The following is an 18,506-nucleotide window of genomic DNA, read 5'->3' as shown; positions in this document are numbered from 1 at the left end:
TTCTGCCTTTGGTTATTCGCGGCCGTCGAACACGGGGGCTGCAGCGTAACACGCGGCCGACGGAGGGCGGAAGGCCGCTTTTCTTAGTGGACCAATCAAGATCCACAATATGTTTAATCCAGGAGTGTGAGAAGTACGTAACATGTTAACTGGCTGCTCAGCGCCGGTGTCCGGGTTTTTGTCACGACACTTACCGGGGCGTTTGCCGCAGCCGTTACGGGAAAACTCAGTGGCACTGGCTTCCTTGCGCCGCGCTGTGGCCGCGTCGTATGCTCCCGCCATTGCCGCAACGGACTCCAGGTGAGGTTCGGCCATGCTCGAATTGATTCCCATCACGGAATGCATTGGCACTGAAGTTCGCGGGCTCGACGTCACCGGGCATATTTCCGACGACGATTTCGAGCGCATCTATCAGGCGTGGATCGACCGGACCATTCTGTTGATCCGCGGCCAGGAAATGACTCCGGACCAGCAGGTGGAGTTCACCCGCAGGTTCGGGCGGGTGGTCAGCTACACCCGGTCCCGGTTCAACGCCGACGAGCATCCCGAGATCCTCGTCCTGTCGAACCTGACGCGCGACGGCAAGCCCATCGGCTCGGCGTACAGCGGCCGGGTGTGGCACAGCGACGGCGCGTACCTGACCGAGCCGCCGACGGGCTCCCTGCTGTACGCGCGGGAGGTGCCGCCGACCGGCGGCGACACGTGGTACGCCAACATGTACGCCGCCTACGACGCGCTCCCCGACCGGATCAAGGACCGGATCGCCGGCCTCCAGGTCGTCATCAGCCGGGTCCAGTCCCGCCCCTACAACTACCCGGACCGGCCCCCGCCCACCGAGCAGGAGCGCGCGGAGTGGGCGGACGTCGCGCACCCCATCGTGAAGGTGCACGACGTGAGCGGGCGCAAGGCGCTGTACGTCGGCGGCAACGTGCCGTGGCGGATCGTCGGCCTGCCCGAGGACGAGAGCCGGCCGCTCATCACCTTCCTTCAGGAGTTCGCCACGATGCCGCGCTTCACCTACCGCCACCGGTGGCGGGTCGGCGACATCGTCCTGTGGGACAACCGCAGCGCCATGCACATGGCCACCTACTACGACCACGTCAACCACCGGCGCCTGATGCACCGGACCACGCTCGCGGCGGTCCGTTAGATGCGGGCCGACTACATCATCGTGGGGGCGGGCGCGGCGGGCTGCATCCTGGCGTCGCGGCTGTCGGAGGACCCCGGCACGCGGGTGCTGCTGCTGGAGTCGGGGGCGCGGCGGCGCAGCCCGCTGCTGTCGATCCCGGCCGCGGAGACCATCCTCATGGGCGACCCCGGCTACGACTGGTGCTTCGACACCGAGGCCGACCCGACGATCGGCGGCAGGAGCCTGCGCATCCCGCGCGGCCGGCTGCTCGGCGGGTCCAACCAGATCAACGGCATGATCTTCGTGCGCGGCCAGCGCGAGGACTACGACGAGTGGGAGCGCCTGGGCAACCCCGGCTGGTCGTGGGCCGGCGTGCTGCCGTACTTCATGAGACTGGAGCGCACGGAGCTGGGCGGGCCGGGCCGCGGGCGGGACGGGCTGATCAGCGTCGGGCCGCCGCGCGAGCGCGACGAGCTGTGCGAGGCGTTCCTGCTGGCCGCGCAGAAGGCCGGGTACCGCGAGAACCCCGACTACAACTCCGGTGACCAGGAGGGCTTCGGCTACTACCAGGTCAACCACGACCGTGGCCGCCGCTCGTCGGTCGCGGGGACGTATCTGCGCCGGGCGATGCGGCGGCCGAACCTGCTCGTGGTCACCGGCGCGCACGTCACCGGGTTGCGGTTCGAGGGCAGGCGCTGCGTCGGCGTGCGCTTCCGCCACCGGGGCGAGGCCCGCCGGGCCGACTGCGCGCGCGAGGTGATCCTCAGCGCGGGCACCGTGCAGTCGCCGCAACTGCTCGAACTGTCGGGGGTCGGCCCGGCCGAGGTGCTGGCCGCGGCCGGGGTGCCGGTCGTGCACCACCTGCCAGGCGTGGGGGAGAACTTCCGCGACCACTACGCGACCCGGCTGCGCTGGCGGGTCCGCCGTCCCATCACCTTCAACGAGCGCTCGCGCGGCCTGCGCCTGGCCGGCGAGATCGCGACATACCTGACGCGCCGCCGGGGGCTGCTCAGCCTGCCCATCGCGCTCGGCCACGGGTTCGTCCGCTCCTCCGACGCCGAGCCGCGGCCGGACCTGCAGTTCCACTTCGCCCCCGCCAGCTACGGCGCGGGCGCGACCCGGCGGCTGGACACCGCTCCCGGCATGACGCTGGGCGTCTACCCGCTGCGGCCCGAGTCCGCCGGGTCCATCCACATCCGCTCCGCCGACCCGGCGGCGCCACCCGCGATCAGGCCGCGCTTCCTCGACTCCGAGGCCGACCGCGCGCGGCTGGTCGCCGGGATGCGCATCGCCCGCCGCGTGGTGGCGGAGCCGGCGCTCGACGCGTACCGCGCGTACGAGCTGATCCCGGGCCAGGACGTCAGGACGGACGACGAGCTGGTCGCCTACGCCCGGGAGCACGGCGACACCTCCTACCACCCGGTGGGAACGTGCCGGATGGGCGACGACCCGATGGCGGTCGTGGACCACCGGCTGCGCGTGCGCGGCCTGTCCGGGCTGCGCGTGATCGACGCCTCGGTGATGCCGACCATGGTCTCCGGCAACACGAACGCCGCGAGCATGATGATCGGCGAAAAAGGCGCAGCGCTCGTCATCGCCGATTCCCTGGAGAAGAACGCATGAGGTTCGACTATTCGCACAATCGAGCCGCCGTCGGGACCTTCCGTGACCGGCGCAGCGCCTTCTGGCCGCCGTCCGGCGGCTACCAGCTGGCCTGCCTGGACCTTGCGGCCGAGACCCCCGACCTGGGCGCCGGCCTCCTCGCGGGGCTGGCCACGCTGAAGTCGGCCGTCGAGGCCGAGTGGCACCAGGCCAAGGACGCGGCGGCGCCCGCCGAGGGCAGGCGGCCGGCCTCGTTGCCCGAGACCGGCCGGCGCTTCCAGACGCCGGCGCTGATCGCCTCCGCCATGCGCGACATCGCCAAGCACCTGCCCGGCGACGCCGACCGGCGCGCCCTCGGGCTGCGGGCCGACGCCGTCGAGCGCGGCTACCCGACCGAGGCCCTGTGCGAGCTGGCGGAGCTGCGCGAGGACGTGACGCTCGTGGCCGGCCATCTCGGCACCTGGTCGGGCAAGGACCCCGGCGGGCTGCCCACGGCGTTCGCCTGCCGCCGCGACGACGCGGGGCAGGAGTTCGTGACCGCCGCGCTGGCCGAGCGGGACAGGGCCGAGCCGTACCTGCGCACGCTCATGGCGGACCTGCGGCTCGGCGACCTGCCGGCGTTCGCCGCGACCCGGCTGTTCTTCATGGCGGGGGAGGGCAACCTGCACCCCAAGCACATCGCGTACTTCCTGCCGGAGGACGAAGGGGTCAAGGAGTCGCCGTATAAGAAGACCTACTACTTCCGCAACACCCACCGCGCCGTCCTCGACGCGGTGTCCGCCCCGCTCGCCGCCCGGTACGTGCGGGTGGGCCGGCCCTTCGACCCGGCGGCCGACCGGTTCGCGGGGATCCCGGTGCTCGGCGTGCTCAGCCACGAGTTCGGCCACTTCGTGCACCGGCCCGCGACGGACTTCGACCCGCTGTGGCGGGCCGACCACTGGATCGTGGGCGTGCTGCAGGAGACGGCCGCCGACGTGTTCGGCATCCTGCTGCTGGCCGAGGTGTGGGCCGAGCCGCTCGGGCTGGACAAGGCCGACGTCATCGCGTACTACCTGGCCGAGTGCCTGCGCTACGTGGACCGCGGGCTCGGCACGTTCCCGGACAGCGACGGCATGTTCCTGCAGCTGTCCTACTTCGCCAAGCTGGGGGCGCTGGCGCTGGACGGCCCCGTCCTCGTCGGCGAGCCGGACGTGGTGCTCGCCGGGCTGCGGTCGCTGGCCCGCGTGCTGGCCGAGGTCCTGCTGCTGCCCGACCCCCGGCCCGCGCTGGCCTTCCACGACGCGTACGGCCCCGGCGACCTCGGGCCGCTCGCGCCGCTGGTCGAGGAGCTGCGCCGCAGGCCCATGCAGTCCGTCGAGTACGTGCAGGAACACCTCCATGTTCGTTGACTCCCTGGTGGACAGGCTCGCCGAGCATCCCGGCCAGCGGATGCGCTTCCTGTCGCGGGACGGCGGCACGCTGGTCAGGACGTACGCCGAGATCCACGACGACGCCGTGCGGCTCATGGGTGAGCTGCGCGACAGCGGCCTTGGCGCGGGCGACCTCGTCGGCGTGCTCGGCCCGAACTCCTACGAGTGGATCCTGGCCGACCTCGCGCTGCTCGCCCTGGGCTGCGTCCCCGTCGCCATCCCCGCGGAGAACCGCTCGGAGCCCGCGGAGATCGGCGCGCTCGTGGCCAGGTACCGGCTGACGGCGCTGCTGGTGACCCGGCCGCTGCCGGGTGACGACGGCCCGCCCGCGGGCACCGCGGTCCTCACCGAACGGCCGGTCAAGCTGGACCCGGTGCGGCACGCCGACGCGCCGGTGCTGCCGCCGGGCGTGTGCACGATCGCGTTCTCCTCGGGGACCGCGGGCACGCAGAAGGGCCTGCTGCTCACCGACGACGGCATCGCCAACACCGTCGAGCTGTCGGCCCGCGCGTGGCAGGTGACCACGGACGACGACCTCGCGATCGTGATGCCGTACTCGAACTTCCAGCAGCGCTACCTCACCTACCTCGCCATCTGGACGGGCTGCGCGGTCACCGTGGTGCCGCCGGAGATCATGTTCCAGGCGTTCAGGACGGTGGAGCCCACGATCATCCTCGGCCCGCCGTCCTTCTTCGAGCTGCTCCACAACCGGGTCCTGGCCGCCGACCCGCCCGAGCGGATCACCAAGGGGCGCGGCTGGCTGTCGATGTACGGCTCGCGGGTCCGGCTCATGTACATCGGGTCCGCGCCCGTGCCGCCGGCCATGGTGGCGCTGTTCCACGAGCTGGGCGCGCCGCTTTACGAGCTCTACGGCAGCACCGAGATCGGCTGGATCGCCATGAACGTGCCGGGCCGGGCCAGGATCGGCACGGCGGGACGGCCCGTGGCCGGCATCACCGTCGAGCTCGGCGACGACGGCGAGGTCATCGTGCGCGCCGAGCGGCCGCAGGTCGTCGGCTACGTCTACGAGGGCGTCGAGACGCAGGACGCGGTCTTCCTGCCCGACGGCCGGATCGCCACCGGCGACCTCGGCGTCATGGAGGACGGGTTCCTGCGGCTCACGGGCCGCAAGAAGAATGTGATCATCACCCGCAGCGGCGTGAAGATCAACCCGGCCGAGCTGGAGGCCGACCTCGAACGGGCCCTGCCCGGCGCGCGCGCCATGGTGGCCCTGCCGGACGGCGCCGCGCTGCTCGCCTGCGTCGTCTGGACCGACGACCTGGCGGGGGCCGCCGAGGTGGAGTCGGCCGTGCAGCGGCTCAACGCCGGCCGCGAGCCGTCGCACCGGATCGCGACCACCGTCGTCCGCCCGGCCGCGGAGCTGACCGTGGAGAGCGGCCTGCTGACCAGGAATTTCAAGATCGACCGTGGCGCGGTGATGCGCGCCGTGTGGAGGAGTGGCGACAGGTGACCGAGGAGGCGCTCTGCCAGATCATCGCCAGCGTCCTGCCCGGCAGGGACGTGGCGCCGTCCATGAGTCTCAGGAACGACCTCGGCGTCGACTCGATCGGGCTTATGAGCATCGTGTTCGTGCTGGAGGAGCAGACCGGTATCGACGCCATGGACCACATCCAGCAGTTCATCGAAGCCGAGTACGTGCACGACCTCGTCGGCATCTGCCTGGGGGCGAACTCATGACGATCATCGACTTCCACTGCCACGTCGCGGCCGAGCTGTGCTTCCCGCCCTCGTTCCGCGACGGGGTCGTCGACAACATGGCCGCGGCCATGCAGGCGCGCGGCCTGCCCGTCACCAAGGAACGGCTGCGCCGCATGCACGACGCGACCCTCCAGGACCCGCTCTGCGACCAGCTCGTCAAGGAGATGGACGACGCGGGCATCGACGAGGCCGTGCTGCTCGTGCCCGACTTCACCTACACGCTCAAGGACGGGACGCACTCCATCGAGGAGATCATCGACCACCACAAGGTCGTGGTCGACCGGCATCCCGGCCGCTTCCGCGTGCTGGCCGGCGTCGACCCGCGCTGGGGGGCCGACGGGATCGCGCTGTTCGAGCGGGCCGTCGACGAGTACGGCTTCGACGGGCTGAAGCTCTACCCGCCGTGCGGCTACCGCCTCGACGACCCGGCGCTCTACCCGTTCTACGAGATCTGCGCGCAACGCCGGCTGCCGGTGCTCTCGCACATCGGCGCGACCTCCCCGGCGCTGGACTTCGAGATCGCGCTGCCCATCTACGTGGACCGGCCCGCCCGCGACTTCCCCGGCGTGGACTTCGTGCTCGCGCACGGCAGCGTCCACTATCCCGACGAGTGTGCGATGCTCTGCAACAACCGGCCGAACGTCTACATCGACGCCAGCGGCTACGAGGCCCCCGACGGCGTGGCCGGGCTCAACCGGTTCTTCCGCCGCAACATCAACCACAAGGTGCTGTTCGGCACCGACTGGCCGATCTTCCGGCTGCAGGGCAAGCAGACCAACTTCGTGGAACGGCTCGCGGCGGAAGGGGCCTTCCCTGCCGAGATGCCGCAGGCCGACCGCGACCTGTTCATGTGGCGAAACGCACAACGGCTTCTGGACAAGAAGGGCACAGGCAGATGACCTCGTTGACCGACGGCCTCACCGCCGAGCAGGTCCAGTTCTTCAAGGACAACGGCTACGTTGGCCCCTTCGATCTCTACGAGCCCGGCGAGGCTCAGCAGATCTGGAGCAAGGCCATGATCGAGATGGCGCTGTCGAAGAACAAGCCGCACAACTCGACGATCATCAACTACGACCGGCACCTCGACTGCGACACGCTCTCCGCGCACATCTCGCGGCCGGAGATCGTGAACAAGCTCCGCTCGCTCCTGGGCGAGGACATCATCTGCTGGAAGTCCAACATCTTCCAGAAGCAGCCCGGCGACGCGGGCACCGGCTGGCACCAGGTCGAGAAGTACATCGTCGGCGAGACCACGACCGCCGCCACCCCCTCGCTGAGCTTCGCCTACGACCGCGACGACGACGCGGTGCTCCAGGACGTCAGCGTCTGGACCGCCTTCTCCCCGGCCAAGCGTGAGAACGGCTGCCTGCGCTTCATCCGCGGCAGCCAGAAGCGCTGGTTCTACGACGAGGCCAAGCGGCTGACCAAGAACCCCGAGCGCAAGACGGACTTCTTCGGCTACGACTACTCCGAGCTGCAGCTCGACCCCGACTGGGACCCGGAGAAGGACGACGTCGTGGAGATGGAGATGGAGCCCGGCCAGTTCGTGCTGTTCGTGGAGAAGTGCGTGCACGGCTCGCTGCCCAACATCAGCGACCAGACCCGGCTCGGCTACGCCTCCCGCTACGTCATCCCGCAGACCAAGGTGTACGAGCACGTGGACCGGCTGGTCGAGTTCGGCGACGAGATCAGCCTCGACTACCACGGCTGCGTCCTGGTCTCCGGCGAGGACAGGTACGGCTACAACCGCATCTACACCAGGAACCTCAACGGCTTCGAGTTCAAGCGGGTGGCCGCCGATGCCTGACCTCGACGACCGGCTGCGCAACTTCGTCGACTTCCTCGCCAAGCAGCCGATGGCCCCGCCGCTCACCTACGACGAGGTCGCGCTCGGCTCCACGCGCGCCGAACTCGGGATCAGCTCGCTCAACATCCTCATCCTCGTCAACAGCTACATCGAGGAGAAGGCGAACGGGCGGATCGCGCTGCGCCCCGAATGGGTGCCGCTGCTGGACAACGTCGAGGGCATCCTGTCGGTGCTCGACGAGATCGACGCGTGCGCGCCGGCCGAGGTCTGAGTGACCGGCATCGGATCCTTCGCGTACGTGACCGGTGACGCCGAAGGCCGCCCGGAGGACATCCCCGGCTTCGACGACCTGTGGCGCGCGGTGTCGCCGGACGCCGCGTTCGCCGCGATGGGCACGGGCACGTACAGGAAGATGACCGGGCCGCTCGTCCCGTACGTCGTGGACTGCGTGGCGAAGGTGCTGAGCGCGCCCGGGGTCAGGGCCGGGGAGGTGGACCGCCTCGTGCTGGCCACCTCCGACGGCGCGCTCGGCCTGCTCGGCAGGGACGTCGCCGTCGAGGTCATGCGGGCCGCCGGGCTGACCGCGTGCGTGCCCGCGATCGTGTCGCTCCAGCAGTGCTGCAGCTCGATCGAGGCGCTGCGCTACGGCTGGGACCTGGCGGCGGCGGGCGCCCGCCACGTCGTGCTGGTGGCGCTGGACCGCACTCCCGACGACCGCGACCGGGTGAAGTCCTTCGCGCTGTTCGGGGACGCCGTGGCGGGCTGCCTGATCAGCCGCGAGCACGGCGGCCTCACGCTCGCCGGGACGGGGCTGGCCGCCGACTTCGCCGGCATGGTCGGGCAGGACACGTTCGCGTCCAGGCAGGCGGTCGCCAGGACCGCGCTCGGCCAGGCGTTCGCGCGGGCGGGCCGCGAGCCGGGGCACGTCACGAAGATCTTCACCTCCAGCCTGTACGCCCCCGTCGCCGGCTTCAACGCGATGGCCGCCGGGCAGGCCCGCGGGCTGCTGCACTTCCAGGAGCCGATGACCAGGTACGGGCACTGCGGCAACGCCGACTGGCTGATCAATCTGATGGACTACACCGACAAGACCGGCCTGGAGCGGGGCGCGCTCTACCTGGCGCAGGCCTCCGCACCCGGCTTCTTCGCGTGCGCACTACTGGAGGCAAGGCAATGAAGATCGTGGTCGACGACCTGCGCGGGCCGGAGATCGCCGCGTTCCTGGAGGAGCATCTGGAGGAGATGCGCGCCATCACCCCGCCCGGCAGCGTCTACGCCCTCGACCTCGACGCGCTGCGCGTCCCCGAGGTCACGTTCTGGTCCGTGTACGACGGCGACGAACTCGTCGGCTGCGGCGCGATCAAGCGCATGGACGACACGCACGGCGAGATCAAGTCCATGCGCACCGCCTACGAGCGGCGCCGCGACGGCATCGCCGGTCAGCTCCTGACCCACATGCTGGCGGAGGCCGAGGCGATGGGCCTGACCCGGCTCAGCCTGGAGACCGGCTCCACCGAGCACTTCGCGCGGGCCAGGAAGCTGTACGAGAAGTTCGGCTTCGAGCCCTGCGGCCCGTTCGGCGGCTACGGCCCCGACCCGCACAGCGCCTTCATGACCAGGACGATCTGACGCCATGAGAGACGACGTCTACGGCTACGACCAGCAGTTGTACGACCGGTCGTTCCTCAACTGCTACCAGCGGCAGGCGATGGTCATGCTCGCCGAGCGGGTCCCCGACCTGCCGCTGGTCTTCGCCGGCTGCCTGGTCACCTGCGACGACATCGCCGACCAGGTGATCCGCGTCGGCCGCCCGAAGTACGACTTCCAGAGCGACCTCCTCGACCCGGCCGCCCTGGCCCGGGTCGGGATCGCCCGCGAGTACCTCCCCTTCGACACCTACGCGCAGGCCCGCGACCTCATCGTCGACACCGCCCGCGACACCGGTTACGTGATCCTCTTCGTGGACGTCTACTACCTGCCGCACACGCCCGAGTACCGCACCGACCACGTCGTCCACACCATCACGCTCACCTCCTACGCCGACGGGCAGTGGTCGATCCTCGACGACAACCGGGCGAGCGTGCTGTGCCGGTACACCTACTCCGAGGACGTCATCGCCGCGGCCTACGACAACGGCAAGCTGCGGCACGTGAGCTGGTTCCCCACCGGCCCGTACGACGAGCGGGCCGCGCTGGCCGGATCCGCGGCCGGGTTCGCCGAGGTCCTGCGCGCCCACGACGACACCTACACGCTGCTGGACGGGGTCGCGGACCTCCTCGCCACACCGTGGATCGCCCCCGCCCGCACCATCGCCCTGCTCTACGACGCCTTCTCGGTCTACGAGGGGTCGCGGGCCTGCCTGCGCGCGTTCGCGGCCCGGCAACCGGCGTTCGCGGACGCGGAACCGGCGCTCGCCGACCTCGTCGGGCGGTGCAGGGACATCAGGAACCAGTTGATGATCGGCAAGGCGCTCGGCCAGGTGGACGCCGCCCGCGTGGCCGCCGCCTGCGCGGACCTCCGCGCGGCCGAGGAGGACACGCTGAAGCGGCTGCGGCACCAAGGGGGCCTGTGATGGCGATCGATCCGCGCCTGATCGTGACCGGCTACCGTCCGGACGGCGCGGCGGTCGTCGTGCGTGACACGCTCGTCCCGCCGATCACCGCCCGCGCGCTGCCGGGCCAGGAGATGTACCTGCTGTGGGGCAGCCCCGACGGCGGCGCCACCGTCGGCCCGAAGGCGGCGGCGCCGGTCACGCTGCCGTTCTTCGCCGGGGCCGGCGGGACGCGGCTGCTGCTCGTACGCTTCCCGCCCGCGTCCGCTGCATCGTCGGCTGTGCCCTCGCCCGAGGAGCAGGCCGAGATCGACGCGGAGGTCGAGGAGCGGCTGCCCGGGCTCATGGACGTCTTCGAGCCCGGCGACTCCTCGGGGATGCACACCACCGACACCCTCGACTACGGCATCTGCCTGGAGGGCGAGCTGTGGCTGGAGCTCGACTCGGGCGAGGAGGTGCGGCTCACCCCCGGCGCCTGCGTCGTCCAGCAGGGCACCCGGCACGCCTGGCACAACCGCGCCGCCACCCCGGCGCTGATGGCGTTCGTCGGCATCGGTGCGGAGCGGGCGTCGTGAAGCGGCTGGTGGTGGTCGGGACGGGGCCGCGCCTGTACAGGGAGTTCATGCTGCGCCAGATCGGCGAGCGCTACGAGGTGCACCTCGTCATCGGCAGGCCCGCCGAGTGGGAGACGCCCTACATCGCCGGCGCCACCGTCGTGCCCGGCATGACCGCGGAGGGCATCGTGGCCGCCGTCGGCGAGATCGTCGCGCGGCAGGCCGTCCACGGGGTCATGACCTGGGCGGAGAGCCACGTCGTGGACACCGCGCTGGCCGCCGCGGCCGTCGGCCTGCCAGGGCCGGGCCCCGGCGCCGCCCGCGCCTGCCGCGACAAGCACGCCACCCGCTCGGCGCTGGCCGCGCGCGGCGTGCCGCAGCCGCAGTCGGTGCTGGTCGGCGACGTGGCCGAGGCGCACGCCGCGGCCGAGAAGTTCGGCTACCCGGTCGTCGTCAAGCCCAGGGCCGGGGTCGCCAGCCAGGCCGTCGCGCTGGTCCGCGACGGCGCGGAGCTGGCCGAGCACTTCGCGCCCGCCCACCGCCTGCCGGCCGCCGACCTGCGATCGCCGGACCGCTCCGTCCTGATCGAGGAATACCTCACCGGGCCGGAGGTCGCCGTGGACTGCGTGCTGCGGCGGGGCCATGTCATGCCGGTCGTCGTCTCGCACAAGGAGCTGGGCTACGCGCCGTACTTCGAGGAGACCGGGCACTGGACGCGCGGCGACGACCCGCTGCTCGGCGACCCCGCGATCACCCGCTTCCTGACCCAGGTGCATGCGGCCGTCGGGTTCTCGACCGGCGCCACGCACACCGAGTTCAAGCTCACCGACGAGGGCCCGAAGCTCATCGAGATCAACGGCCGGCTCGGCGGCGACCTCATCTCGTACCTGTGCCACAGCGCCTCCGGCGTGGACCCGGGCCTGGCCCTGGCGGCGGTGTCGTGCGGCGACGCGCCCGACCTCACGCGCACGCGCGCACTGTGCGCCGGGATCAGGTTCGCCTACCCGCCGTGGCACCGGACCCGCGTCGAGGAGATCGCCTTCTCCCCGGCCGGCCTGCCGCCGGAGGCCGGGCTCGCCGTCCCGCTCGTCGGCCCCGGCGAGGTCGTCCTGCTGCCGCACAAGGACCTCATGGAGGGCCGCGTCGCCTTCGTCACCGCCACCGCCGCCACCCGCGAGGAGCTGTCCGACGCGCTCGGCCGGTCGCTGGCGGCGTTACGTTGCACGTGGAGCCCCGCATGACCGATTCGCCCGTCGACCAGGCTCCCGCCGGAGTGATCCGCACGCTGCGCGAGCTGCCGCGGGCGGCGATCGTGCTGCTGTTCGGCATCGCGCTGAACCGGATGGGCAGCTTCGTCGCCCTCTTCCTGGTCCTGTACCTGACCGGCATCGGCTACAGCCCCGCGCAGGCCGGGCTCGTGCTCACCGGGTTCGGGGCCGGGTCGATCCTGGGCACGTTCGCCGGCGGCAGCGCGACGGGGCGGTTCGGCGCGCGGACGGTGATCATCTGGTCGATGGTCCTGTGCGGCGTCGCCACGGCCGGGCTCGCCGCCGTCACGGCGTTCGTCCCGCTGCTGGCCGTCGGCTTCGCGGCGGGGGCGTTCGGGCAGATGTACCGGCCGGCCGCGGCCACGATGCTCGCCGACCTGACGCCGCCGCAGCGGCTGGTGATGGCGTCGGCCGCCAGCCGGTTCGGGCTCAACGTGGGCGCCGCCATCGGGCCGCTGCTCGGGGTGTGGCTGGCCGCCGCGTACTCCTATCCGGTGGTCTTCGCCGTCAACGCCGTCGTCAGCCTGCTCTTCGCCGTCGTCGTCCTGCTCGTCATCCCGGCCCGCGCCGGCCGCCGGGGCGCGGCGGCCGGCGGGGATGCGGCGATCGGGGATGCGGCGATCGGCGGGGACGCCGACGCTCCCGAGAGCACGCGGGCCCGCTACCGCGACCTGCTGCGCGACCGCCGCTTCCTGCTGTTCCTGGCGGGCATGTTCGTCACCGCGGTCGCCGAGGTCCAGTACCAGTCCACGCTGCCGCTGGAGGTGCAGCAGAGCGGCTACCCGACCGCCCTCTACGGCGCCGTCGTCGCGCTCAACGGCGCCCTGGTGATCCTCGTCGAGCTGCCGCTGACCACCCTCATCCAGCGCTTCTCCATGCGTGCCACCGTCGCCGCCGGCTGCCTCCTGCTCGGTGTCGGCCTGGGCCTGTTCGGCCTGCCCTTCGGCCCGTGGATCTTCGTGGTCGGCGCCGTGGTGTGGACGATGGGGGAGATCATCAGCGCTCCGTCCATCGGTGCGTACCCGGCCCTCGCCGCCCCCACTCCCGCCCTGCGCAGCCGCTACATCGGCGCCCTGTCCACCTGCCAGACGGCGGGGTGGGCCGTCGGGCCGAGCATCGGGACGGCGCTGTTCCAGTACGTGGGGGGTGCGGTTTGGGTGATGTGCGCGGGGCTGGGGGTGCTGGCCTGCCTGGGCATGTGGGCGGGGGTACGCGACCCCGACGTGCGTTAGGCGCTCACGACAGGGTCGCCGCCTGCTCCGCTGCACGGCCACGACGAGCAGCGGCACCTTCCGCCCGGTGTCGGTGAGGACCCGGTGAAGATGATCGCCGTTATTTGTTTTTCTTGGGAGCGTCCCGGCTCAATGGCCATTCGGTGCCATGGAAATATCCCAAAAAGCGGCGTAGCGCCCGCCTCGGCGGAGCAGCTCGTCGTGCGTGCCCTCCTCCACGATCCGGCCGCCGTCCAGGAACGCGATGTGGTCGGCGTCGCGCACGGTACGCAGCCGGTGCGCCACCATCACCACCGTCCGGCCCGCCATCAACCGCTCGATGCCCTGGTGCACGGCCGCCTCGTTCACCGGGTCGAGGGCGGAGGTGACCTCGTCCAGCAGCACGATGGGGGCGTCCTTGAGCAGGGCGCGGGCGATGGAGACGCGCTGGCGCTCGCCGCCCGACAGCAGGGCGCCGCCCTCGCCGACCGGGGTGGCCCAGCCGTCCGGCAGGCGGTCGATCACCTCGTCCAGGCGGGCCGCGCCCGCCGCCGCGCGGACCTCGGCCTCGGTGGCGTCGGGGCGGCCGAGCCTGATGTTGTCCTCGATGGTGCCGTCGAAGAGGTAGACGTCCTGGAAGACGATGGCGATCCGCGCCATCAGCATCTGCGTGTCCATGGCGCGGACGTCCACGCCGCCGATGCGGACGGCGCCGGCGTCCACGTCGTGGAAACGGGCCAGGAGCTGCAGCAGGGTGGTCTTGCCCGCGCCCGAGGGGCCGACGACGGCCAGCCGCCGGCCTTCAGGGAGGGTCAGCGAGAGGCCGTCGATCACCGTGCGGCCGCCGTGGCGGAAGGTGACGGAGTCGAACTCCAGGTCGTGGCGGGCCGGGCTGAGCGGCTCGCCCGGCTCGGGCAGCGGCGGGGTGCGCAGCAGCGTGTCGAGCTTGACCAGCTCGGCACGGGCGCCGCGGACCTGCCCGCCGATGTCGCCGAGGGAGAGCAGGGGGTCGGCGCAGCGCGTGGCCAGGACCAGGATGGCCAGCACCTCGGCCGGGCCGATGGCCCCGCCCAGCGCCAGGTACGTGCCCAGCACCAGCAGCGCGGTGAGGATCGCCTGCACCGTGAGCGACAGGCCCAGGATGCCGGGCAACGCCGACAGCATGGAACGGCGGGAGGCGCGCCGCAGCTCGCGCAGCGAGTCGTCGAGCAGGCCGAAGCGCTCGGCGGTGCGACCGCCCGCCCGCAGCACCGGCTGGGCCTGCAGATACTCGATGACCCGGCCGGCCGCCTGCTGGTCGCGGTGGTGACGGTCCGCGTCGGCCGCGGCCGTGGCGCGTCCCGTCCAGAGCTGGATGCCCGCCACGACGGGCGCGGCGAGCAGCGCGGCCAGCCCGAGCTGCCAGTTGTAGGCGAGCATCACCGCGACGATGGTCAGGGGCGTCACGGCGGCGGAGACGTACGGCGCCAGCACGTGCGCGAGCACGCTCATCGCCTGCAGCACGCCCCTGCTGGCCAGGAGCGACACCTCGCCGACGCGGCCGGGGCCGTACCAGCCGACGGGCAGGCGGGCCAGGTGGTCGCCGAGCCGCCGGTACGTGCCGCGCAGCAGCGTGGTCCCGACGCGGAACCCGGACAGGTCGCTGACGTAGCGCAGCACGGCGTAGACCGCGACCGCCGCGCCGAACCCGATCAGCCACGGCCGGGCCGCGGCGGGATCGTCGCCGAACAGCGCCTGGAGCACGGGGACCAGCAGGACGTACGACAGGCCCTCGACGACCGCGGTCGCCGTCATCAGGGCCACGGTGCGGCGCACCGGTCGCGCGTACTGGTGTCCCAGGACGCGCAGCAGCATGCGGATCATCGGGGCTCGTCTCCTCGGTGGGATCGCCAGAACGCGGCGAATCTGCCGTTCTTGCGGCTCAGCAGTTCGGCGGGGGTGCCGCGCTCGACGATCGCTCCGTCGTCCAGCAGCACGACGGTGTCGGCGTCGGCGATCGTCTCCAGCCGGTGGGCGATGACCACGATCGTGCGATCGCCCTGCAACGTGGCCAGCGCCCGCCGTACGGCCTGCTCGGTCTGCGGGTCGGCGAACGCGGTGGCTTCGTCCAGCACCAGCACGGGGGTGTCGGCGAGCAGCGCGCGGGCGATGGCGATCCGCTGGGCCTCGCCGCGCGACAGCCCGGTCTCCTCCTCCAGCACCGTGTCGTAGCCGCGCGGCAGCTCCATGATGCGGTCGTGGATGTTGGCCAGCCTGGCGGCCCTGACCACCTGCTCGCGGTCGGCCTCGGGGACCGCCAGCGCGATGTTGTCGGCGATGGAGGCGCGCAGCAGCCGGATGTCCTGGAAGACGAAGGAGACCGTCCGGTAGAGCTGCCTGCTGCCGAGCTCGCGCAGATCGACGCCGCCCAGGGTGATCGAGCCGTGGGTGGGGTCGAAGAACCGGGGCAGGAGCTGGACCAGCGTGGACTTGCCGCTGCCCGACGGGCCCACGATCGCGGTGACCGTGCCGGGTTCGAGCACCAGGTCGATGCCGCGCAGCACCTCCCGCTCCGCGTCGTAGCCGAAGCGCACGCCGCGCAGCTCCAGCCGGTGCCCGCGCGCCGCGATCGGGCGGCCGGGCTCGGGCAGCGGCCGCACCGCCAGAACGTCCCTGATCCTGCCGACCGCGCGCCCGGCCGCCTGCATGTCGTCGAAGCCGTGCCCCAGCGCGGCCACCGGAGCGGTCAGCCCCAGCCCCAGCAGCAGGAACGGCAGCAGGTCGGCCGGCGCCAGCCCGCCGCCCGCGATCAGGACGGTGCCGCCGATCAGCACGACGAGCAGCACGAACGGCGGCGCCAGCGCCGTCTGCATCCCGGCCGCGATCGGCGCCATCCCGCGAGCCCAGCGCAGGAAGGTGTCGGCGAACTCGTCCGTGGCCGTCAAGAACTTGCGGTGCGTACGCCCGGCGCCGCCGAACGCCTTGACCACCGCGATGCCCTGCACGAACTCCACCACCGAGCCGGCGATCCGCCCCATGGCCGCGTCGAACTCGCGCTGCTCGCGCTGCCGCCCGGGGGTCATCATCAGCGGGACCAGCGCCACCGCCAGCAGCACCGGGATCAACGTGATCAGCGTGAGCCGCCAGTCCACCGTGAACAGGTAGACCAGCGACACCAGCGGCACCACGAACGCCGAGACCAGCTCGCCTGGCGTGTGCGCGATGAACGGATGCACCGCGCTCACGTCCTCGCCCACCACCTTGGCCAGCTCGCCCGTCCTGCGCCGGGAGAACCACCCGATCGGGACGCGGCCCAGGTGCGCGGCCAGCCGCCGGCGGAAGGTGAGCTGCACCTGGCCGTCGAGCAGGTGCCCGATCCCCGAGGAGGCTGCGGTGAAGAGCAGCCGGACCAGCAGGCCGGCCACGCCGGCGAGCACTGCTGACCAGACGTGCGCACGATCGACGGGGCCCGGCGACAGCAACGCGCGGCCCAGCTCGGCCACGGCCAGGAGCGGCGCCAGGCCCGCCACGGCGCCGATCACCTGGAGGGTCACCAGGGCGGCGAAACCGCCGGCGTGCGGGCGCAGCAGCCCGGCCACGGTGACCCCAGTCGCGGCGGGCTCGGTCGTGGTGGATTCGGTCGCGGTGGATTGGGTCGCGGTGGATTGGGTCGCGGTGGGCTCGGTCGCTGTGGACTCAGTCACTGAGGGACTCCTGGAGGAACGCGAGGATCTCCGCGCGTGCGGGCGTCGCCTGGGGGGCCATGCCCGGCATGCTCAGGAACGCGTGCCCCGCTGCCGGGTACTCGCTGAGCCGCGCGGAGGTCCCTGCCGCCTGGAGCCGCTCGGCGTAACGGCGGCCGTGGTCGGCGATCGGGTCGTGCGTGGGCACCACCACGAGGGCCGGGGCCAGCCCGTCCAGGTCACCGGCGTACAGCGGGGACAGCGCACGGGCGTCGGCGCCCTCGGGGACGGCCAGCCGCTGGAAGAAGCGCAGCTGCGGCACGGTGAGGGTGGGGGTGTCCGGGTACCGGGCCACCGAGTCGTAATCCAGGGCCGTCGAGGCCACGTCCACCGCGGGGTTGACCAGCACCTGCGCGCGCAGGGGCAGGCGCTCCCCGCCGGCCCTGACGGCCGCCAGCGCGCAGATCAGCCCGCCGCAGCTCTCGCCGAAGACGGCGACGCGCGCCGGGTCGACGCCCCACGCCGCGGCGTCGTCCACCACGTGGCGGAGCACGTCCCAGCCGTCCTGGACGGCGGCGGACAGCGGCGTCTCCCAGTCGAGGAGGCGGTGCTCGACCGAGACGACGAGCGCCGGGAGCCGGGCGGCGAGGTGGCTGTTGACCCAGTCGCTCTGCGGGGCGGTGCCGACGAAGCCGCCTCCGTGCACGTGGAGCACGAGGGGCAGGACGCCGCCGGCCAGGGGCCGGTACACGCGGACGGGCAGCTCGCGGCCGGGCAGCGCCACCTGCTGCCACTCGATGGTGACGCCCGGGTCCGGCTCCCCGGTGATCACCCGGGCGGCGGTGGAGGCGCGGACGTGGTTCTCGGCGTCGCGGAAGGCGATGAGCTCCTCGGTCGTGACCGTGGACCAGTCCGGCTCGGCCGGTCGCCGCATCGCGGTGAGGTCGGTCATGAGTCTCTCCTGAGATTTCGCTACCTGAGGTTTCGAAACCTAAGGTAGCGCAACTGGGTATCGTGTGAGAATGATGTCGAGCACACCCGCCCGGCCGCCCGGCCGCCCGCGTTCCGGCGTCAACGACGTGGTCTTCGCCGCGACGCTGCGCACGGTTCACGAGCTGGGTTACGCGCGTGCCACGGTGGAGCGCATCGCCGCCGCCGCGGGCATCGCGAAGACGACGATCTACCGGCGGTGGCCGACGAAGGGCGCGCTGATCGTGGACTGCCTGCTCGACGCGTTCGGCCCGGTGCCGCTGGAGGGGGGGAGCCGGGCCGAGATCATGGCCGCGGCCGTCCGCTGGACCGCGGGGAAGATCGGTGAGCCGGGGGTGGGCGATGCGTTCGCGGGGGTGTTCAGCGATGCGGTCAGTGATCCGGAGCTGCGGGAGATTCTCTCGACGCGGTTGCAGGATCCCTATCGGATCGCGCTCCAGCGGGCGCTGGGGGAGCCGGAGAACCGGGTGCTGTTCTTCATCGACGTCGTGGTCGGGACCCTGTTGCACCGGATGGGCATGACGGGGGAGCCGATGGTGGATGCCGATGTGGATGCGCTGGTGGAGCTGGTCGTGCCGTCGTTCCGCTGAGGTGTGGACGTGGG

The 18,506-nt window shown here is 72.0% G+C and carries 18 protein-coding genes; 15 read left to right on the top strand and 3 right to left on the bottom strand.

Going from position 1 to position 18,506, the window contains the following annotated elements; translation table 11 throughout:
- Nucleotides 1-313: 313 nt before the first annotated feature.
- The 14 genes from LCN96_RS45060 to LCN96_RS44995 are packed head-to-tail and all read left to right on the top strand — an operon-like array spanning nt 314 to nt 13,271.
- Nucleotides 314-1,150: a TauD/TfdA dioxygenase family protein gene (locus LCN96_RS45060; protein ID WP_225268536.1), complete on the top strand. Its 837-nt coding sequence runs from the start codon at nt 314-316 to the stop codon at nt 1,148-1,150.
- Nucleotides 1,151-2,752, top strand: coding sequence for a GMC family oxidoreductase (locus tag LCN96_RS45055; RefSeq protein ID WP_225268535.1), 1,602 nt, complete (start codon nt 1,151-1,153; stop codon nt 2,750-2,752).
- On the top strand, nt 2,749-4,119 hold the full coding sequence (locus tag LCN96_RS45050; protein ID WP_225268534.1) for a hypothetical protein: 1,371 nt from the start codon (nt 2,749-2,751) through the stop codon (nt 4,117-4,119). Before LCN96_RS45055 ends, LCN96_RS45050 begins: the two co-directional genes overlap by 4 nt.
- The gene (locus tag LCN96_RS45045) at nt 4,109-5,611 is read left to right on the top strand and encodes an AMP-binding protein (RefSeq protein WP_225268533.1); all 1,503 of its coding nucleotides are present in this window, start codon (nt 4,109-4,111) and stop codon (nt 5,609-5,611) included. The genes LCN96_RS45050 and LCN96_RS45045 overlap by 11 nt, the downstream gene beginning before the upstream one ends.
- Nucleotides 5,608-5,838 (top strand): acyl carrier protein, encoded by a 231-nt coding sequence (locus LCN96_RS45040; RefSeq protein ID WP_225268532.1) that lies wholly within the window; start codon nt 5,608-5,610, stop codon nt 5,836-5,838. Before LCN96_RS45045 ends, LCN96_RS45040 begins: the two co-directional genes overlap by 4 nt.
- Complete coding sequence (locus LCN96_RS45035) at nt 5,835-6,758, top strand: amidohydrolase family protein (RefSeq protein ID WP_225268531.1); 924 nt, start codon at nt 5,835-5,837, stop codon at nt 6,756-6,758. The genes LCN96_RS45040 and LCN96_RS45035 overlap by 4 nt, the downstream gene beginning before the upstream one ends.
- Entirely contained in the window at nt 6,755-7,666 is a 912-nt protein-coding gene (locus LCN96_RS45030; protein ID WP_225268530.1) for a chlorinating enzyme, read from the top strand. Before LCN96_RS45035 ends, LCN96_RS45030 begins: the two co-directional genes overlap by 4 nt.
- Nucleotides 7,659-7,937 (top strand): hypothetical protein, encoded by a 279-nt coding sequence (locus LCN96_RS45025; protein ID WP_225268529.1) that lies wholly within the window; start codon nt 7,659-7,661, stop codon nt 7,935-7,937. The genes LCN96_RS45030 and LCN96_RS45025 overlap by 8 nt, the downstream gene beginning before the upstream one ends.
- Nucleotides 7,938-8,843, top strand: coding sequence for a beta-ketoacyl-[acyl-carrier-protein] synthase family protein (locus tag LCN96_RS45020; RefSeq protein ID WP_225268528.1), 906 nt, complete (start codon nt 7,938-7,940; stop codon nt 8,841-8,843).
- Nucleotides 8,840-9,295 carry a GNAT family N-acetyltransferase gene (locus LCN96_RS45015; RefSeq protein ID WP_225268527.1) on the top strand — a complete coding sequence of 152 codons (456 nt, stop codon included), beginning with the start codon at nt 8,840-8,842 and terminating at the stop codon, nt 9,293-9,295. The genes LCN96_RS45020 and LCN96_RS45015 overlap by 4 nt, the downstream gene beginning before the upstream one ends.
- Before the next feature lie 4 nt (nt 9,296-9,299).
- Nucleotides 9,300-10,238 (top strand): hypothetical protein, encoded by a 939-nt coding sequence (locus tag LCN96_RS45010; RefSeq protein ID WP_225268526.1) that lies wholly within the window; start codon nt 9,300-9,302, stop codon nt 10,236-10,238.
- Complete coding sequence (locus LCN96_RS45005) at nt 10,238-10,792, top strand: cupin domain-containing protein (RefSeq protein WP_225268525.1); 555 nt, start codon at nt 10,238-10,240, stop codon at nt 10,790-10,792. Before LCN96_RS45010 ends, LCN96_RS45005 begins: the two co-directional genes overlap by 1 nt.
- The gene (locus LCN96_RS45000) at nt 10,789-12,012 is read left to right on the top strand and encodes an ATP-grasp domain-containing protein (RefSeq protein ID WP_225268524.1); all 1,224 of its coding nucleotides are present in this window, start codon (nt 10,789-10,791) and stop codon (nt 12,010-12,012) included. Before LCN96_RS45005 ends, LCN96_RS45000 begins: the two co-directional genes overlap by 4 nt.
- Nucleotides 12,009-13,271 (top strand): MFS transporter, encoded by a 1,263-nt coding sequence (locus LCN96_RS44995; RefSeq protein WP_225268523.1) that lies wholly within the window; start codon nt 12,009-12,011, stop codon nt 13,269-13,271. The genes LCN96_RS45000 and LCN96_RS44995 overlap by 4 nt, the downstream gene beginning before the upstream one ends.
- Before the next feature lie 129 nt (nt 13,272-13,400).
- Here the strand turns inward: LCN96_RS44995 and LCN96_RS44990 are convergent, their stop codons facing one another.
- The 3 genes from LCN96_RS44990 to LCN96_RS44980 are packed head-to-tail and all read right to left on the bottom strand — an operon-like array spanning nt 13,401 to nt 17,864.
- Nucleotides 13,401-15,113 carry an ABC transporter ATP-binding protein gene (locus LCN96_RS44990; RefSeq protein WP_225268522.1) on the bottom strand — a complete coding sequence of 571 codons (1,713 nt, stop codon included), beginning with the start codon at nt 15,111-15,113 and terminating at the stop codon, nt 13,401-13,403.
- Nucleotides 15,110-16,933, bottom strand: a complete 1,824-nt coding sequence (locus LCN96_RS44985) for an ABC transporter ATP-binding protein (RefSeq protein ID WP_225268521.1) — start codon at nt 16,931-16,933, stop codon at nt 15,110-15,112. The genes LCN96_RS44990 and LCN96_RS44985 overlap by 4 nt, the downstream gene beginning before the upstream one ends.
- The gene (locus LCN96_RS44980; protein WP_225268520.1) at nt 16,926-17,864 is read right to left on the bottom strand and encodes an alpha/beta hydrolase; all 939 of its coding nucleotides are present in this window, start codon (nt 17,862-17,864) and stop codon (nt 16,926-16,928) included. Before LCN96_RS44980 ends, LCN96_RS44985 begins: the two co-directional genes overlap by 8 nt.
- A 70-nt stretch (nt 17,865-17,934) precedes the next feature.
- Between LCN96_RS44980 and LCN96_RS44975 the strand changes: the two genes are divergently transcribed.
- Nucleotides 17,935-18,492 carry a TetR/AcrR family transcriptional regulator gene (locus LCN96_RS44975; protein ID WP_225268519.1) on the top strand — a complete coding sequence of 186 codons (558 nt, stop codon included), beginning with the start codon at nt 17,935-17,937 and terminating at the stop codon, nt 18,490-18,492.
- The last annotated feature ends 14 nt before the right edge of the window (nt 18,493-18,506 follow it).

Origin of the sequence: Nonomuraea gerenzanensis (assembly GCF_020215645.1) — a bacterium.
In the GTDB taxonomy this organism is placed as follows: domain Bacteria; phylum Actinomycetota; class Actinomycetes; order Streptosporangiales; family Streptosporangiaceae; genus Nonomuraea; species Nonomuraea gerenzanensis.
The sequence above is the reverse complement of the archived record's forward strand: the minus strand, read 5'-3'. Positions and strand labels throughout refer to the sequence as shown.

Bases quoted from the DNA above. Each gene is read 5' to 3' on its own strand.
- LCN96_RS45025 (WP_225268529.1), top strand. From the start codon at position 7,659: ATGCCTGACCTCGACGACCGGCTGCGCAACTTCGTCGACTTCCTCGCC.
- LCN96_RS44980 (WP_225268520.1), bottom strand. From the start codon at position 17,864: ATGACCGACCTCACCGCGATGCGGCGACCGGCCGAGCCGGACTGGTCC.
- LCN96_RS45010 (WP_225268526.1), top strand. From the start codon at position 9,300: ATGAGAGACGACGTCTACGGCTACGACCAGCAGTTGTACGACCGGTCG.
- LCN96_RS45060 (WP_225268536.1), top strand. From the start codon at position 314: ATGCTCGAATTGATTCCCATCACGGAATGCATTGGCACTGAAGTTCGC.
- LCN96_RS45050 (WP_225268534.1), top strand. From the start codon at position 2,749: ATGAGGTTCGACTATTCGCACAATCGAGCCGCCGTCGGGACCTTCCGT.
- LCN96_RS44995 (WP_225268523.1), top strand. From the start codon at position 12,009: ATGACCGATTCGCCCGTCGACCAGGCTCCCGCCGGAGTGATCCGCACG.
- LCN96_RS45030 (WP_225268530.1), top strand. From the start codon at position 6,755: ATGACCTCGTTGACCGACGGCCTCACCGCCGAGCAGGTCCAGTTCTTC.
- LCN96_RS45045 (WP_225268533.1), top strand. From the start codon at position 4,109: ATGTTCGTTGACTCCCTGGTGGACAGGCTCGCCGAGCATCCCGGCCAG.
- LCN96_RS45035 (WP_225268531.1), top strand. From the start codon at position 5,835: ATGACGATCATCGACTTCCACTGCCACGTCGCGGCCGAGCTGTGCTTC.
- LCN96_RS45005 (WP_225268525.1), top strand. From the start codon at position 10,238: ATGGCGATCGATCCGCGCCTGATCGTGACCGGCTACCGTCCGGACGGC.
- LCN96_RS44975 (WP_225268519.1), top strand. From the start codon at position 17,935: ATGATGTCGAGCACACCCGCCCGGCCGCCCGGCCGCCCGCGTTCCGGC.
- LCN96_RS45055 (WP_225268535.1), top strand. From the start codon at position 1,151: ATGCGGGCCGACTACATCATCGTGGGGGCGGGCGCGGCGGGCTGCATC.
- LCN96_RS44990 (WP_225268522.1), bottom strand. From the start codon at position 15,113: ATGATCCGCATGCTGCTGCGCGTCCTGGGACACCAGTACGCGCGACCG.
- LCN96_RS45015 (WP_225268527.1), top strand. From the start codon at position 8,840: ATGAAGATCGTGGTCGACGACCTGCGCGGGCCGGAGATCGCCGCGTTC.